Genomic DNA, 16,619 nt, shown 5'->3' on the forward strand with positions numbered 1-16,619 from the left:
CCCCTTGGAGGGGCGGGCGTCGTCGACAGGGTGCGGGTGCGTCGTGGCTTGTCGCGCAGTTCCCCGCGCCCCTTGAGGGCGGCCGGGGGGGTGGTGGATGCGTCAACTTCCCTGTTCTGCACACTGGTTCGGTGGACGTGTCGTTCTCGCCTGTGGAAAGGAATGCCGACTCGTGGCTGCTGATCCCCTGTCCCTGACGCTGGCCAATCTGGTGCTGCGGCCCGCGTTGGGGTCCCGGCGTGATCCGGAGCGGGTGTTTGACCGGATCGTTGGCAAGGTGGGGTGGGAGGAAGGGGACGAGGCGTTTGTTGAGGGGTTTCGGTCGTTGCTCGGCGAGTGGGCGGCCGATGAGGAGTTGTCGCCGGTCGGCTGGCAGTCCGCTCGGACACACGTCCGTAGGCATCTCACCAACCGGGCCCGGATCCGGCGGCTGATCGCCGAGCACCCCGCCATCGCCCTCGAGCCCGTCGAGCGGCCGGTGTTCGTGGTGGGCCTCCCGCGCACCGCGACCACGCTCACGCACGGCGTGCTCTCCCTCTCCGACGAGCATCGCTGCCCCCGTCTGTGGGAGTTGCTCGCCCCGGGCCTCGAACCGTCGCCCCGGCAGCGGCAGCGGGCGGTCACGTCCGCGCGTCGGACCCTCGACGCCACGTACCGGCTCAGCCCGCGCTTCCGCGAGATCCACCCCATGACCGCCGAGGGGCCGGAGGAGTGCACGTTCCTCCTGCCGCACGCCCTGGTGCCGCTGTCGCAGGCCCGGCTGCCGGAGTACCACGCCCGGCAGTTCGAGCGGGACTTCGTCCCCGACTACCGTCATCTCAAGGAGTGCTTCCAGGTACTCCAGTACGGCCGGCCGCGGCGCCGCTGGATCCTCAAGTCGCCCATGCACACCGGGAATCTCGACGCCCTGCTCGAGGTGTTCCCCGACGCCACGCTCGTGTGGACCCATCGCGACCCGGCGACCGCCGTCGCCTCCTTCTGCAGCCTGGTCGAGTGCGGGATGGCTCTGTCCCGGCGCACGATCGACCTGCCCGCCCTCGGCGCCACCTGGCTCGACCTGCTGAGCCGCTCCGTACGGCGCGGACTCGCGGCCCGGGCCGGCCTCCCCGGCGGGGCGCTGGTGGACGTGCCCTACTCCTGGCTCGGCTCCGATCCGGCCACGGGCGCGCCGAAGCTCTACGACGCGGTGGGCGCCCGCTGGACCGAGGCCGACGCCGCCCGGCTCCCGACGGTCTCCACCCACCTCAGAGGCAGCCGCCCCCACCGCTACGACCTGGCCCGCTACGGCCTGACCAAGGCCGACGTCGACGCCGCCTTCGCCGACTACAACACGCTGCGGGCCGAGGTCGACCGCGCCTGAACAGCGCGGCCGTCTCCGTGCCGCGCCTGCGCACACCGCCTCAGCAGGCTCCGCCACCGCCCACCACGATCGCGACGGTGAGCAGCCGCAGCGGGCCCGGCGTGGACAGGGCGCCCAGCGTCTCCGTTTCTCGGTGCGGTTACCGCGGTCCCAGGTCGAGGGTGCGGTTCTCTCCGGCGACGAGGTCGAGCGTGTGTGAGCCGGTGGGGGTTCTGAGGTCGATCCGGTGGGTTCGGGTGGGGCGTACGACGGCTCGGCCGTGCCCCGGTCTCCAGTCGAGGTCGACCTCCGCGCCGAACCGCGTCCGTACGCCCCTAAGGCGGCCCGTGGGGCAGGTCATCGGGAGCGCGGGCAGGAGGACCAGCCGGTCTGGGGTCGACTGGACGAGCGCCTCGATGAGCACCGCCGGCAGGGCGTGGGCGGCGTCCGCGTTGTAGACGTTCCGGCCCGGGTAGTGGGCGCTCATCAGGGAGTCGTGGAAGAAGTCGCCGTCGACCACCTGGCCGAGGGCGCGGGTGACCCGTTCGCCGTCGCGGAGGCGGGCCGCGACCAGCGCGTGGTGCAGGTGTCCGTGAGCCGAGTCGTTCTCGCAGCCCCGCAGTTGGAGCGCCCGGTGTGCGGCGGCGGCCAGGTCGGGGGTGTCGTACGGGTTGATCTCGTCGAGCGGCCAGACGCCGTAGAGATGGCTGAGGTGCCGGTGGTCGTAGGTGTCGATCAGGCCGGGCCACGCCCATTCGGCGAGCGCTCCGTCGGCGTTGACGCGGTGTGGTGGCAGCCGGTCGGCCAACGCCCGCCAGCGGTCGGCCCGTTCGGGGTCGTCGGGGTGCTGGTCGGCGGCGGTGCGCAGGGCGTGCCGGGCCGCCGAGAGGTCCATCGCCGCGTTGACCGCGCCCCAGCTCCCGCCCGTGGGACGGTTCTCCGGCGAGTAGGAGGGGACGACGACAAGGTGCCCGTCGGCGTCGGTGCGGGTGAGGAAGTCCTCGTAGAACTCGGCGACTTCGGCGAGGAGGGCAGCGGTGCGCGGGTCGCGGACGCCCTCGGTGTCGTCGTGGTCGACGAGCGGCTTGAGCAGCCAGTCGGCGCCGGCTGTCCAGAGGTGGAGCGGGTACTCACGGGAGAAGTGGTACGCGAGTCCCGACTCGCCGTCGGTGTGCGTGGGCGCGACCACGCCCCGGGCGCCGAAGACCGTGCGGGCGTTGTCCCGCCAGTCATGTAGCTGACGGTGAATCAGGGAGGCGTGGGCTTCGGTGACTTCGGGGAGCGCGCCGGCCACCGCCGACGCGGTCTGCAGGTTGAGGTTGGCGTTGGTGGTGAACGCTCCGGACCACGCGGTGTTCCAGTCGCCGGTCCACAGGCCGACCAGCCGGGGCGGAAGCATTCCGCTGGCGGAGAGCAGGTGGTAGCGACCGGCGGCGAAGAGACGCTCCAGGAGAGCGGGACTCTTCGCGAGGGTGAGCAACTCGCTGCCGGGAAGCGCGCGTTCGGTGTCCTCGGCGGCAAGGTCGAGGGTGACGCGGTGGTAGGCGGTGCGGTGGAGGTGGGTGTGCCGGGCGAGGAGGCGGTCGTACGTCCGTTCGCCCGACCACGGCTCGTCGTCGGCCTGGGCCTCGTCGGCGTCCGCCAGCAGGTCCCGTAGGGCCCTGGCGTCGTCCGCCGTGTCCCGTTCGCCGGTGTGCCGGACGACCCGGGTCAGCAGCAGCACGGACTGCGCGCCCTCGGCACGGACGCCGGGCGGGACGAGGGTGGTGTCGCCGCCCGTGGGGACGACGAGGGTCACGCCGGTGTACGCGGAGTTGCTTGCAGGGTACCGGGCGCGGAGGGTGAGCAGGGCGCCCTCGGGTGTGCGCACCACGCTCTGGCCTACGCCCAGCCCGGGTGGGGCGTTCGGGAGCCGGTGGTCGAGGTCGATGTCGAGGGTGAGACCGGTGTCGCCGGTGACGTACTGGACGATGACGTCGTCCGCGCGGGACACGAAGACCCGGCTGCGCCACCCGGCGCACCCCGCCTCGACGACCCCGCTGGTGAAGTCGACGGACCGCCGGTAGTCCCGGGCCTCCCCCACCGGTGACCCGCCGCGCAGCCGCACCTGGAACGCCGGGTGGAAGGGCTGCACCCACTGCATGTCCCGTCCGTCGGTGAAGCTCTCGGCGGCCGTGGCGTCCCCGGCCAGCAACCGTTCCTGGAGAGCGGGCACCCGGTCCGCCAGTCGCGGCGGGCGGGCGTGCTCGCTGCCGTTCGGGCGGACGAGGGTGTGGTGCGTGACGACGACACGGTCACCGTCCGGGTCGCCGAGGACCAGGGCGCCATGGCGGCCGTTGCCGCTCAGGTAGCCGTCCTCCCAGCGAGCCGCCGGGCGGGGTTCCCAGGTTCCGTGGACGGGCGGTGCGGTCATGGTTTCAGTACCGCCACTCCGTACCGGCCCAGCGCGACCTCGTCCGAGACGACGGCGCCGGTCAGCAGGTCGCGGTGGACGCCGGGCACCTGGACGGTCACCGGTTCCGTGCCGTGATTGAGCACGAAGAGCAGCTCACCGCGCCGGACCGCCTCGATCCCGGCCGGCAGCGCGTCCAGCACCGGTCGGATGCCCGCGTCGGCGCCGATCCGGGTGAGGAGATCCCGCAGGGCGTCGGGCTCGGGGAGCGTGGAGAGGTACCAGGCGCGCCCCTTGCGCAGGACCGCCGGGAACCCGTCGAGTTCGCCGCCCTTGTACGGGGTGACCTCGTCGGCGTCGTCGGCCTCGAGCTCCTCGGACCACAAGTGCCCCCGGAAGCCGTCCACTTCGACGCTCTCACCCGGGGCCAGCGGCCACCACTCGTGCAGGGTGCGCAGCCCGAAGAGGCCGCGCAGCCGGGTGTCCATGCCGCCGGGCCGTACCCGGTCGTCCTCGTCGGCGACTCCGGTCAGGAAACCGCAGACGAGGGTGCCGCCGCCGCGTACGTAGGCGAGGAGGTTGTCGATCGCCGCATCCGTGAGCAGGTACAACTGCGGTACGACGACGAGCCGGTAGGCCGACAGGTCGTGCTCGGGGTGGGCGAAGTCCGTGGGGAGATTCGCCTCCCACAGGGCCCGGTGCCAGGCCCCCACGACCTGCGGATACTCGACCGCGGAGGAGAGCCGCCCCTCCTGGGCACCGCCCCACCAGGCGTGCCAGTCATGGAGGACCGCGATATCGCCGGACGTGTGACTGCCCGTCACATCATCGCCGATGAGGGCGAGTTCGGCACCGAGCCGCTTGACCTCCTGGAAGGTCCGACCGTGCTCGCCGGCGTGGCTGACCATGCCGGAGTGGAACTTCTCGGCGCCCTGCCGGGACTGCCGCCACTGGAAGTAGCAGACGGCGTCCGCGCCGCGCGCCACCGCCTGGAGCGACCAGAGGCGGTTGAGGCCGCGCGGCTTGGCGCAGTTGACACGCCGCCAGTTGACCGAACCAGTCGCCTGTTCCATCAGCATCCATGGTCCGCGTGCCTGCGAACGCGTCATGTCCTGTACGAGTGCGCCCTGTTGGGCTCCGAACGGGTCGTCCGAGTCGGAGTAGATGTCGACGGAGACGACGTCCTCCTCCTCGGCCCAGCGCCAGGCGTCCTGGCCCACCCATATCGGCATGAAGTTGGTGGTGACGGGGATGTGCGGGGTGTGGCGGCGGACGATGTCGCGTTCCGCGATATAGCACTCCAGGAGCGCGTCCGAGGTGAACCGTTTGAAGTCGAGCACCTGGGTCGGGTTGCGCATGTAGTGCGCGAGGCGCGGCGGCAGGATCTCGTCCCAGTCGCCGTACCCCTGGCTCCAGAACGTCGTCCCCCATGCCTCGTTGACCGCGTCCAGGGTGCCGTACCTGTTCTGGAGCCAGCGGCGGAACGCGGCGGCCGACTCGTCGCCCCAGTCGTAGGTGCAGTACTCGTTGTTGATGTGCCACATGGTGAGGGCGGGGTGGCCGCCGTAGCGGGCGGCCAGGTCCTCGGTGATGGCGGCGGCGTAGCGGCGGTAGACGGCGCTGGAGTGCGAGAAGTGCTGGCGCCCGCCCCACCACTCGGTCCGCCCGTCCTCGGCCACGGGCAGCGTCTCCGGGTGCAGCCGGCCCATCCAGGGCGGCGGCGAGGAGGTGGGCGTGGCGAGAACGACGCCGATGCCATGGCCGTGCATCAGGTCCATCAGCCGGTCCAGCCAGCCGAACTCCCTTGCCCCTGGCCGGGGTTCGAGCTTCGCCCAGGAGAAGACGCCGAGCGTGACGGAGTTGACGCCGGCGTCCTTCATCAGCCGGACGTCCTCGTGCCAGGTCTCCTCGGGCCACTGCTCGGGGTTGTAGTCACCGCCGAAGAGGATGCGCCCCCGGGTGGCGTCGCCGAGCCCCGGCATCAGACCGGCTCCCCGTACTGGATGCCCCGCCCGTTGGTGCCGAGGTAGACGCGGCCGTGGATCCGCGGATCGCCGGTGATCACCTTGCCGGTCCAGCCCCACTGATGGGCGTCGTCATTGATCCGCGTCCAGGTCTTCGCCTCGTCGTCGGAGCGGTGGACGGCGTTGCCGGTGCCGGTGCCCGTGGCGCCGACCAGGTAGACGGCCGGGTAGGCCGCGCCCTTGGCCGCGCGGCCGAAGCCGAGCGTGTGCGACGCCGAGCAGCCGGCGACCTTGGTGAAGGTGACGCCTCCGTCGGTGGACCGGTACAGCCCGTTCGTCTTGCCGCTCACCCACAGGTCACCGACGCGTCCGGGCGCCGCGATCAGCCCGAACTCGTTGTCACCGGAAGGGAGTCCGCCTGCCCTGGCGGTGAACGAGAGGCCGCTGTCGACGCTGGCGTACAGCGTTCCGGTGTCCGTGTCGTAGGCGTAGAAGCGCTTCGGGTCGGCCGGGTCGGCGACCGGTGTGGCGCCCTTGGGGAGGGAGGAGATCTCGGACCAGGTCGTGCCGTTGTCCGTGGAGCGGTGGACCGGGTACTTCGTGCCGTCCCAGTGGGCGAAGGTCCACACCAGCACGCTGCCGTCGGTGTTGGTGGCGATCGGCCCCGACGCGTCCTTGGCGACGGCGGGCTGGGTGGCGAAGGGCGCCCAGCTGCGCCCGCCGTCGTTCGAGAAGGCCCCGTTGCCGCTGTCTCCCGCCCCTGTGCGGACGACGTACGACGGCTTGGCCGCCGCCTGGGCGAGTCCCGTCGCCGACCCGAACACCGGGTTCGAGGCCATGCCGCGCGACGGGGACGCCGTGAGCCGCTCGTGGTACATCACGCCGATGTCCCCGAGCCCGCTGAGCAGGTGCGCTTCCCCGACCGGGGGGGAGATCAGCTGGCGCACGGACGCCTCCTCCAGGCCGCGGATCTGCGGGGCCCAGTGCTTGAGGTCGCGGGTGCCGTAGAGGGTCGCGCCGGTCCCGTACACGATGTGCCGGGAGTCGTGGGGGTCGAGGGCGAGTGCCTGGATCCACCAGCCGAACTTCGGCTTGTCCTTGCCCCACTTGAGGAAGGGGGTCTCGGACACGTCGAACACGGCGCTGTCCTTGAGGGACTTCCAGGTACGGCCGCCGTCCGTGGAGCGGAACACCGTGTCCGTCTCGGCCCAGCGGTTGTTGGTCGAGGCGACGAGGGTGCCGGGCCGGCAGGCGTCGACGGCGACTCCGCCGTAGGCGAAGGTGTCGGCGGAGCCGTCGGAGGCGGTACCGCCGGGCTTGACGGGGGTCACGTCCGTCCAACGGCCGGTCGTGGTGCGCAGCTTGTGGACGCTGCCGTCCGACTGGCCGTTGGGGCCTGGCCCGTTGCCGTACGTCACGTACAGGTCGTGGGTGTGCCTGTCGTAGGCGGCGCGGATCGGGACCTTGGCGGAGGTGGCGCCGACGGGCCGGCCGGGCACGGCTTCCCAGGTTCTGCCGTCGGAGGTGCGGTACAGGTTGGCCGTGGCGGCGGTTCCGTCGCCGTCGCCCCACCCGGCGTAGACACTGCGGCCGGCCGCGACCAGGAAGGTGACGCCCTGGCCGGTCGGGCTCGGGGCGGCCGGGAAGGTGCTCGCGGGTGCCCAGGTGGCGCCTCGGTCGGTGGACCGGAGCAGACCGTCGTGCCGGGTGCCCAGCCACAGGGTGTCACTGTCCCGCGGGTCGACGAGCAGCCGTTCGCCGGTGCCCCGCCCGTCCTCGTTGCCCCCGAGCTGCACGGTCAGGTCGGTGCGTGCCCAGGTCGCCCCCCGGTCCTCGGACCGCAGGACGGCGCCGTTCCCGGCCCACGGCTGGGCGTAGGTGCCGAGGGCGAGGTAGACGCGGTCGCGGTGGACGGGGTCGACGGCGATCGCCTCCACCCCGGTCAGGTTCCAGTCGTCCCACCCGAGGTGGTCGGTGAGGGCGGTCCAGCGGGCGGCGCGGTCGTCCCAGCGGTAGGCGCCGCCGATGTCGGTGCGGGCGTAGGCGAGTCCTCGTACGGACGGGTGGAAGAGGACTCCGGTGACGAATCCGGTGCCGCCGATGACGGCGGTGCGCCAGCGGTAGGAGGGTGCCGTCGCGGGAGTGGAGGCCGCCTGGGCCGCCGTAGCGGACAACGGCACGGCGGAGACCGCGGCGGCGGCGACGGTACCGGCGAGAACAGCACGCCTGCTCGGAGGGGACGAAGACATGACTTACCTCGATCTTGAAGAAAGGGGGAGGAAGAGGCGCCTTCGTTGCGGGCGCGCGGAATCGCGCGACAGGCCACAGCGCCCGGGCGGTCACCGACGGACCGCACGAGGCACCCCAGGTCGCGAAACCTGACCGTCAGCCCTTGACTGCCCCGGTCAACATGCCCTTCTTGAAGTGCCGCTGGACGAACGGAGACGCCACCGCGACCGGGATCAACGCGAGGACCATCACGGCCATCTGCAGCCCCAGTGCCGACAACTGGCCGGTGTGGACCGCCTGTTGTAGCCCGGTGGGCGCGGAGGTGTTCTTCTGGACCAGCTGGATGAGCACGTTCTGCAGTGGCAGCATCTCCTGATCGCTCAGGTAGATGGAGGCGTTGAACCAGGCACTCCAGTAACCGACCGCGTAGAAGAGGGAGATGACGGCCAGCACCGCCCGGGACAGCGGCATGATGATGGTCAGCAGGATCCGCACGTCCCCCGCCCCGTCGATCCGCGCGGACTCGGTGAGCTCGGGCGAGATCCCCATGAAGAAGGCCCGCAGGACGAGGATGTTGAAGACGCTGACCGCACTGGGCAGCACCAGCGACAGATAGGTCTCGGTGAGCCCCAGCGACTGCACCAGAAGGTACGTCGGGATGAGGCCGGCCCCGAAGAACATGGTCGCCATCATGGTCAGCAGGAAGAACCGGTGGCCGAGGCTGCCCGGCCGGGACAGTCCGTAGGCCGCGCCCACCGACACCGCCATCGAGAACAGTGTGCCGAACAGCGTGACCCCGACCGAGATCATGATCGCCCGGCTGACCTGGCCGCCGCTGAGCAGCTCCGTGTAGTTGATGAAGGTGATGCCCTCGGGGATCACGACGAGGCCGCCCACCCGGTCGATCACCGACTTCGGGGAGAGGCTGGTGACGATCACGATCCACAGCGGGCCGAGCACACCCAGACAGCACAGGGCGAGGAAGCCGCTCTTGGCGGTGAGACCGATCTTGCTCGCCGGCTCCTCCCACACGGGGCGGGCGGGAGCCCTGAGGCTGCGGACGAGCTGCGTGTTGAGGCTCACTTCTTGTACACCCCCTGCTCGCCGAGCAGATGGGCGAACTTGTTCGCGGCCAGGACGAGACACACTCCGATGGCTCCCTTGACGAGGCCGACCGCCGCCGCATAGCTGAAGTCGCCGTTCTGGATACCCATGTTCCACACGTAGGTGTCGAGGACCTCGCTGGCCCCCACACCGACCGCGTCCCGCTGGAGCAGGAACTGCTCGAATCCGACGCTCAGCGCGTCGCCCACCCGCAGGACCAGCAGCAGTGCGATCACCGGGCGCAGCGCGGGCAGTGTCACGTGCCACATGCGGCGCCAGCGGCCCGCGCCGTCCATGGCGGCGGCCTCATAGAGGTCGGTGCTGACGGCGGCCAGCGCGGCGAGGAAGACGATGATCCCCCAGCCGGCGTCCTTCCAGACGGCCTGCGCGGTGACCAGGTACTTGAAGAGGTCCGCGTTGGTCATCAGGTCGAAGCCGGTCCACCCGTGCTTCTCCAGGGTCTGGGCGATGATGCCCGCGCCGCCGAAGATCTGCTGGAAGACGGTGACCACGAGGACCCACGAGAAGAAGTGCGGCAGGTACATGATCGCCTGCGCCACGGCCCTCACCCGGGGCCGGATCACGCTGTTGATGAGCAGCGCGAGGGCGATGGGGATCGGGAAGAACAACACCAGCTGAAGCCCGAACAGGAGGATCGTGTTCTTGACGGCGCTCCAGAACAACGGGTCGTCCATCATCCGCGAGAACTGCTCCACGCCCACCCAGGGACTGTGGAAGATCGCGGTGATGCCGTTGCTGGAGACGTACGGGTCGTAGTCCTGGAAGGCGACGACGTTGCCGAGCAACGGAACGTAGTTGAAGAGGACGAGCAGGAGGATGACGGGCAGCGTCATCAGGACGAGTGTGCGGTCGCGGCGCAGCCGGACCCGCCATGGGACCTTGCTCTCCCTGGCCGCCCTGCGCGTCCTGCGCGCCGCCCGTCCCGTCGCGGTCGCCGCGGCGACCGCGGCCGTCGGTTCCTCGACGGCCGCGACGGAACGAGTCCCGTCGGGCCTGCTCCCAGCCGTGAGAGACATCAGTTTCCGCTGCCGTTCTGGTCGATGAGCTGCTTGTACCAGTCGCGCAGCTTGTCGCCGCCGGAGGACTTCCAGGTGGAGATGGCCGCCTGCACCTCCGACATCTTGCGGTTTCCGCGCACGTAGTCGAGCTCCAGCTGCTCGAACTGGCTGGAGAGGTTCGCGTAGCGGGTCGGCTCGACGATGTTCATGCCGTACGTGGACGTCTTCTTCATGAAGGCGCCCATCCGCTGCTGCCACTCGACCTGCTTGCGGGCGATGTCCGGGAAGTCGGGGTGGGCGTAGTACGGGGCCGGCGCGGACAGCATCCCCCAGGTGTTGGTCACCTCGGAGTTGCCCAGGTCGTTCTTGACCGGAACGCCGTCCTTGACCGTGTAGTGGGTGCCCTCGATGCCGTAGTCGACGAGCATCCGCTCCTTGGTGCCGTAGGGCGCGGCCGAGAAGTCGGCGGCCGCCAGCGCGTTCTCGACCGTCGTCTTCGAGGCGCCCTTGCGGATCAGCGACCAGATGCCGGCGGGCTGGGCCGCCCACAGCTTCGGGTCGCCGCCGTCCGCGCCGAAGATGTCCATGCCCTCGATGATGAACTCCGGGTTGGACTGGGCCTGTTCGGCGGTCTTCACGTACCAGGCGGAGGTGTCGCTGTTGAAGACCAGGATCTGTCCGGAGGTGAAGCGCTGGCTGGGGTCGCCCGAGCGTGCCCGGTCGTCGGGGTGGACCACTCCCGCGTCGAAGAGCTTGCGGGTCCACTCCAGGGCCTCCAGATACGCTGGATCCTCGATGCGGTACGTCAGCTTGCCGTCGTCACCGATGTTCCAGCCGAGCGACCCGGACGGGCGGACACCGAAGATGCCCCCCGAGCTCCAGCTCATGTCGCCGCAGGCCCACACCTTGGCCTTGGCGCTGGTGGCCTCCTTGGCCCAGCTGAGGAACTCGGCGGCCGACTTGGGTACCTCGTAGCCCTTCTTGTCGAAGATGTCCTTGCGGTAGTAGGGCACGATGGAGGACGCGGGGGCGGAGGGCATCGGGATGCCGCGCAGCGCGCCGCCGAAGATGCCCATGCGCCAGGCGTCGGAGGGGATCGCGGCCAGGTTCGGGTACTTCTTGACCTTGTCGCCCGCCAGGTAGGGGCCGAGGTCCATGAACTTCGCGGTGACGGCGTTCGCGATCTTGCCGACGAGTTCCCAGCCGGGCACGACCACCATGTCGGGTATGGAGCTGGAGGCGAGGACGGCGCCGAGCTTCTGGCCGTAGGTGTTGCCGTCCTGGTTCTGCCAGGTGATCTTGGTGCCCGCAGCGGCGTCGAGACCTTTGTAGTAGGCGCATCCGGCCTTCGGCGGGGTGCCCCAGAACGGGGACATGATCTTGAAGGGGGCGCCGGTGCCGAGCTTGTCCGGGACCGAGGCGGCCAGGGCCGCGAGCTCGACCTTGCCGGTGAAGCCGGCCGCCGAACCGTTCTTCGACGGAATGTCCGGCTGGGCGACCGTGCTGGCGACGTAGGTCGGGAGCAGCTTCTCGGCGGCCTTGCCCGAGGTGGTCCCGTCGCGCGATCCGCTGTCCGAGCCGCCACAGGCGGAGAGCAGCGGCATCCCGCCGGCCACCGCTGCGGTGACCACCGCGGTGGAGGCGAGGAAGCTTCTCCGGCTGGGAGCGGAGGAGGCGGAAGCGGCGTTCGGCGTCATTGCGTCAACCCTTCATGGCGCACCAGGACACCCGGCGGTGGAGCCGTCGGCTGCGGTGTCTTGAGTGGATTCGGCTGAGCTGAAGCGTTTCTCCGACCGTGCAACGTTTTTCGTAGTCGAAGCGCTTCGATGTTGCTGCGAGGTTAAGTGAACACTTGTGGGTGCACAAGGGTCGGTTCCAAGATTCCTCCACGGTGCGAAGCCCCCTGCAACGGCCCGAACCGCCCGCACACACGGCCTGACATCACAGGCAGAAAACGGGGTTGTTGCACCTGGGTCTCTTGACACCCGCCCCACATCGAATGAGCATCGAAGCGCTTCGAATGTGCCGAGCCGCTCCAGCGCAAAGGGATCCCCACGTGACCGCACAAACGCCGCCTTCGCCGCCATTCCGCGATCCGCAGGTGCCGACCGCGAAGCGCATCGACGACCTGCTCGCGCGTCTCAGCCTCGACGAACGGATCGCGTTCCTGCACCAGTACGCGCCCGCCGTCGAGCGCCTCGGCGTCGCGGCTTTCCGCACCGGTCAGGAGGCGCTGCACGGGGTCGCCTGGATGGGCCCGGCGACCGTGTTCCCGCAGGCGGTCGGCCTCGGCGCGACGTGGAACGAGGAGCTCGTGCACCGCGTCGGCGAGGCGGTGTCCAAGGAGGTCCGGGCGCTGCGCACGCGGGACGACCGCGTCGGCCTCAACGTCTGGGCGCCCACGGTCAACCTGCTGCGCCACCCCCTGTGGGGCCGCAACGAGGAGGGCTACTCGGAGGATCCGAAGCTGACCTCGGCGATCGCCACCGCGTACACCCGCGGCCTGCGCGGCGACCACCCCGCCTACTGGCGTACGGCCCCGGTCCTCAAGCACTGGCTGGCCCACAACAACGAGACCGGCAGGGACGTCACGTCCTCCTCGGTCCGCCCGCGCGTCCTGCACGAATACGACCTGCGCGCCTTCCGCGAGACGGTCGAGGCGGGCGCGGTGGCGGGTGTGATGCCCGCGTACAACCTGGTCAACGGCCGCCCCAACCACGTCTCGCCGTACCTGAAGGAGCACTTGCGCGCCTGGACGGACGACGACCTGCTGGTCTGCTCGGACGCCACCGCGCCCTCCAACCTGGTCGATTCGGAGCACTACTTCGACACCCACGAGGAGGCGACGGCCGCCTCGCTGATCGCCGGCGTGGACAGCTTCACCGACCACGGCACGGACAGCTCGAAGATCATCGCCCGCGTCCAGGGCGCCCTGTCCCAGGGCCTGCTGACGGAGGAGGACATCGACACGGCGGTCCGCCGCCAGCTCTCGGTCCGCTTCCGCCTGGGCGAGTTCGACCCGCAGTACGACCCGTACGCCGACACCTCGGACTTCGACACCCCTGCCCACCGCGCCCTGGCCCAGGAGGCCGCGGAACAGGCGATCGTCCTGCTGAAGAACGACGACGGCACGCTCCCGCTGACCCCCGGCACCCGGGTGGCGGTCGTCGGTCTGCTCGCCGACGAGTGCAAGGCCGACTGGTACAGCGGCACCTTCCTCCACCGCTCGACACCGCTGGAGGCCCTGCGCGAGCGCTTCGGCACCGAGCACGTCGAGTTCGCCGAGGGGGCGGACCGGGTACGGCTGCGCACGTCGGCCGGTACGTTCCTGCACGCACCGGCCGCCGAGGACGCGCCCGACGTGGTCCGGGGCGCCGAGGGCGCCCTCGATCCGGCCCTCCTCGCCGGCCGCACCGACCTGCCCGCGCTCACCGCGGACGCCGAGGGCACCGAGTTCGCGCTGGTCGACTGGGGCGAGGGGCTCCTGACGCTGCGGGCGCCCGACGGCCGGTACCTGTCGGTCGCGGAGGACGGCTACGTACGGGCGTCGGCGGACCAGCCGGGCGGCTGGGTCGTCCAGGAGACGTTCCGCCTGGAGCCCCACGGGTCCGACGGGTCCGACGGGTCGCACGAAGAACGTCACCTCCTCAGGCATGTCGGTACGGGTCGCCACGTCTCTGTCGCCGCCGACGGCGTGAAGGTTGCCGACGAGAACGAGACGTCTCCGGAGATCTTCGAACTGATCCTCGCCGAACGTGGTGAGGAATCGGTGAAGAGTGCGGCCGCCCGGGCGGACGTGGTCGTAATGGTCGCGGGCAACGACCCGCACATCAACGGCCGCGAGACCGAGGACCGCACGACCCTGCGCCTCCCCGCCCACCAGCGGCGCCTGCTGGACGCGGCCCGCGCGGCGAACCCCCGAACAGTCCTCGTCCTGGTCTCGGCGTACCCGTACGCGGTCGACGTCACCGACCTCCCGGCGGCCCTGTGGACCGCGCACGGCGGACAGGCGGCGGGCACGGCACTGGCCCGCGTCCTGGCAGGCGACGTCTCCCCGGCGGGCCGCCTCCCACAGACCTGGTACGCCGACGACGCCGACCTTCCCGACCTGCTGGACTACGACATCATCGGCTCCCGGCAGACGTACCTCTACTTCGAGGGCACACCCCTGTTCCCCTTCGGCCACGGTCTGTCGTACGCGTCGTTCGCGTACGCCGACCTGACGGCCGAGGCGGCGGACGACGAGACACTTCGGGTGTCGTTCACCGTCACCAACACCGGGGACGTCACGGCGGACGAAGTGGCGCAGCTGTACACGAGGGCGCCCGAGTCGCAGGTCGTCCGCCCGCGCAGGGAACTGCTGGCCCACCGCCGCGTCACCCTGTCCCCCGGGGCATCGGCCACCGTCTCCTTCGAACTCCCGCTCAGCTGCCTGGAGTTCTGGGACGTGGCGACCGGCGGCCGACGCCTCGCACCGGGGGCGTACGGCCTCCTGGTGGGCGCGTCGAGCGAGGACATCCGCGCGCGTACGACGGTCCAGCTGACCGGCACCCCGGCCACGCCGCGCCCCGTACGCCAACTGGGCCTGTCGGCAGCCGACTTCGACGAGCAGCGCGGTGCCGAGATCGTCGACCTCACGAAGATGTCGGGCGACGCGGTGACGCCGGCGGGCGGCAATGAGGCCGAACTGCTCTACCGGGACTGCGACTTCGGATCGGGCGTCACCGCGATCACGGTCGAGGTCGCGGGCAAGGGAGTGGTCGAGGTCGTCCTGGACGGCGAGGCGGAGGCGGCGGCAGAACTGACTCCGACGCCGACCGCGGGGCCGTACGACTACACGACGGTCCGAGCCTCGCTCACCGCCGACGGCGGTGTCCATGACGTGCGCCTCAGGCTGCGCGGCCCGCTGAGGCTGGCGCGCGTCGGCTTCTCCGGCTGAGGGTCCGGAGCGGTCGGCACAGAGAAAGGGTCCGGCACCGGAAGGCATCGGTGCCGGACCCTTTCGGCGACGGCGCATGCGCGTCATCGCCCACTTTACGTGAAAACGATTCCCATTAGCTAGAGGGCGAGACCCGTCAGGACGAGGACGCGCTCGTACGTGTAGTCGTCCATCGCGAACCTGACGCCCTCGCGGCCGACCCCGGACTGCTTGGCGCCGCCGTACGGCATCTGGTCGGCGCGGTACGACGGCACGTCGCCGATGACGACACCGCCGACCTCCAGGGCACGGTGGGCCCGGAAGGCGGCCTGGAGGTCGTGCGTGAACACGCCTGCCTGGAGGCCGTACTTGGAGTCGTTGGCGGCTGCGAAGGCCTCGGCCTCGCCGTCCACCTTCCGCACGGTGAGGACCGGTCCGAAGACCTCCTCGCAGGAGATCGTGACATCGGCGGGTACGTCGGTGAGGACGGTCGGCGCGTACGAGGCACCGTCCCGCTTGCCGCCGGCCAGGAGGCTGGCCCCCGCTTGTACGGCCTCCTCGACCCACGCCTCGACCCGCTTGGCGGCGTCCTCGCTGACCAGCGGCCCGACATCGGTGGCACCGTCGGCCGGGTCGCCGGTCACCTGGGCCTCGACGGCGGCGACGATACGGGGCAGCAGCCGGTCGTACACGGCGGCGTCCGCGATCACCCGCTGCACGGAGATGCAGGACTGGCCGCCCTGGTAGTTGGAGAACGTGGCGATCCGGGTCGCCGCCCAGTCGAGGTCGGCGTCGGAGGCGTAGTCACCGAGGACGACCGCCGCGCCGTTGCCGCCCAGTTCCAGGGTGCAGTGCTTGCGCGGCACGGAGTCCATGATCGCGTAGCCGACCTGCTCCGACCCGGTGAACGAGATCACGGGCAGCCGCGGGTCCTGTACGAGGGCGGGCATGCGGTCGTTGGCGACCGGGAGGACGCTCCAGGAACCGGCGGGCAGGTCGGTCTCGGCGAGGAGTTCGCCGATGACGAGGCCGGAGAGGGGGGTGGCCGGGGCCGGCTTCAGGATGATGGGGGCGCCCGCCGCGATCGCCGGGGCGATCTTGTGGGCGCAGAGGTTCAGGGGGAAGTTGAAGGGCGCGATGCCGAGGACGACGCCCTTGGGGAAGCGCCGGGTGAGGGCGAGGCGGCCCTGACCGCCGAGGTCGGTGTCGAGGCGCTGCGCCTCGCCGCCGTTGAAGCGCCGGGCCTCCTCGGCGGCGAACCGGAACACGGAGACGGCTCGGCCGACCTCGCCGCGGGCCCACTTGATCGGCTTGCCGTTCTCGGCGGAGATGAGCTGGGCGATCTCCTCCGTGCGCTCGACGAGACGCCGGCTGACGTGGTCGAGAGCGGCGGCGCGGACGTGGGCCGGGGTGGCGGCGAACTCGTCCCGGACGGCGTACGCGGCGGCGACGGCTTCCTCGACCTGGGCCTCGGTCGGCACGCCGACCTTGCCCACGAGGTGTCCGTCCCAGGGGGAGGTGACATCGAAGGAGGTCTCGCCGGTGGCCTGACGGCCGGCGAGCCAGAAGGCGTGGGTGACAGGAGGCGTGGAGGTCATGGGTACACGGTAGGGCGGGGCGGGCGGGGGGTTGTTTGTCCGGGGTGGAGTGGTGG

9 protein-coding genes are annotated in these 16,619 nt (G+C 70.8%); 2 read left to right on the forward strand and 7 right to left on the reverse strand.

The window, feature by feature from the left end:
* The first annotated feature begins 172 nt into the window (after nucleotides 1-172).
* Nucleotides 173-1,360: a sulfotransferase family protein gene (locus tag ADL01_RS09750; RefSeq protein ID WP_053741525.1), complete on the forward strand. Its 1,188-nt coding sequence runs from the start codon at nucleotides 173-175 to the stop codon at nucleotides 1,358-1,360.
* A gap of 139 nt (nucleotides 1,361-1,499) precedes the next feature.
* Here the strand turns inward: ADL01_RS09750 and ADL01_RS09755 are convergent, their stop codons facing one another.
* The 6 genes from ADL01_RS09755 to ADL01_RS09780 all read right to left on the reverse strand — a co-directional run bounded on the left by ADL01_RS09755 (nucleotide 1,500) and on the right by ADL01_RS09780 (nucleotide 11,744).
* Entirely contained in the window at nucleotides 1,500-3,752 is a 2,253-nt protein-coding gene (locus tag ADL01_RS09755) for a glycosyl hydrolase family 95 catalytic domain-containing protein (protein ID WP_053741526.1), read from the reverse strand.
* A complete protein-coding gene (locus ADL01_RS09760; RefSeq protein ID WP_053741527.1) occupies nucleotides 3,749-5,713 on the reverse strand; it encodes a beta-galactosidase in 1,965 nt (654 codons plus the stop codon). The genes ADL01_RS09755 and ADL01_RS09760 overlap by 4 nt, the downstream gene beginning before the upstream one ends.
* Nucleotides 5,713-7,944, reverse strand: a complete 2,232-nt coding sequence (locus ADL01_RS09765) for a sialidase family protein (RefSeq protein WP_053741528.1) — start codon at nucleotides 7,942-7,944, stop codon at nucleotides 5,713-5,715. The genes ADL01_RS09760 and ADL01_RS09765 overlap by 1 nt, the downstream gene beginning before the upstream one ends.
* Before the next feature lie 136 nt (nucleotides 7,945-8,080).
* The gene (locus tag ADL01_RS09770) at nucleotides 8,081-9,007 is read right to left on the reverse strand and encodes a carbohydrate ABC transporter permease (RefSeq protein WP_053741529.1); all 927 of its coding nucleotides are present in this window, start codon (nucleotides 9,005-9,007) and stop codon (nucleotides 8,081-8,083) included.
* A complete protein-coding gene (locus tag ADL01_RS09775) occupies nucleotides 9,004-10,065 on the reverse strand; it encodes an ABC transporter permease (protein ID WP_053741530.1) in 1,062 nt (353 codons plus the stop codon). Before ADL01_RS09775 ends, ADL01_RS09770 begins: the two co-directional genes overlap by 4 nt.
* Nucleotides 10,065-11,744 carry an extracellular solute-binding protein gene (locus ADL01_RS09780; protein ID WP_053741531.1) on the reverse strand — a complete coding sequence of 560 codons (1,680 nt, stop codon included), beginning with the start codon at nucleotides 11,742-11,744 and terminating at the stop codon, nucleotides 10,065-10,067. Before ADL01_RS09780 ends, ADL01_RS09775 begins: the two co-directional genes overlap by 1 nt.
* 359 nt (nucleotides 11,745-12,103) lie before the next feature.
* On the opposite strand from ADL01_RS09780, the gene ADL01_RS09785 reads away from it, so the two are divergent.
* Nucleotides 12,104-14,986 (forward strand): glycoside hydrolase family 3 C-terminal domain-containing protein, encoded by a 2,883-nt coding sequence (locus ADL01_RS09785; protein ID WP_053741532.1) that lies wholly within the window; start codon nucleotides 12,104-12,106, stop codon nucleotides 14,984-14,986.
* A gap of 119 nt (nucleotides 14,987-15,105) precedes the next feature.
* Here the strand turns inward: ADL01_RS09785 and ADL01_RS09790 are convergent, their stop codons facing one another.
* On the reverse strand, nucleotides 15,106-16,563 hold the full coding sequence (locus tag ADL01_RS09790; protein WP_053741533.1) for an aldehyde dehydrogenase family protein: 1,458 nt from the start codon (nucleotides 16,561-16,563) through the stop codon (nucleotides 15,106-15,108).
* Nucleotides 16,564-16,619: the final 56 nt, after the last annotated feature.

It is taken from the genome of Streptomyces sp. NRRL WC-3618 (assembly GCF_001280005.1).
In the GTDB taxonomy this organism is placed as follows: Bacteria; Actinomycetota; Actinomycetes; order Streptomycetales; family Streptomycetaceae; genus Streptomyces.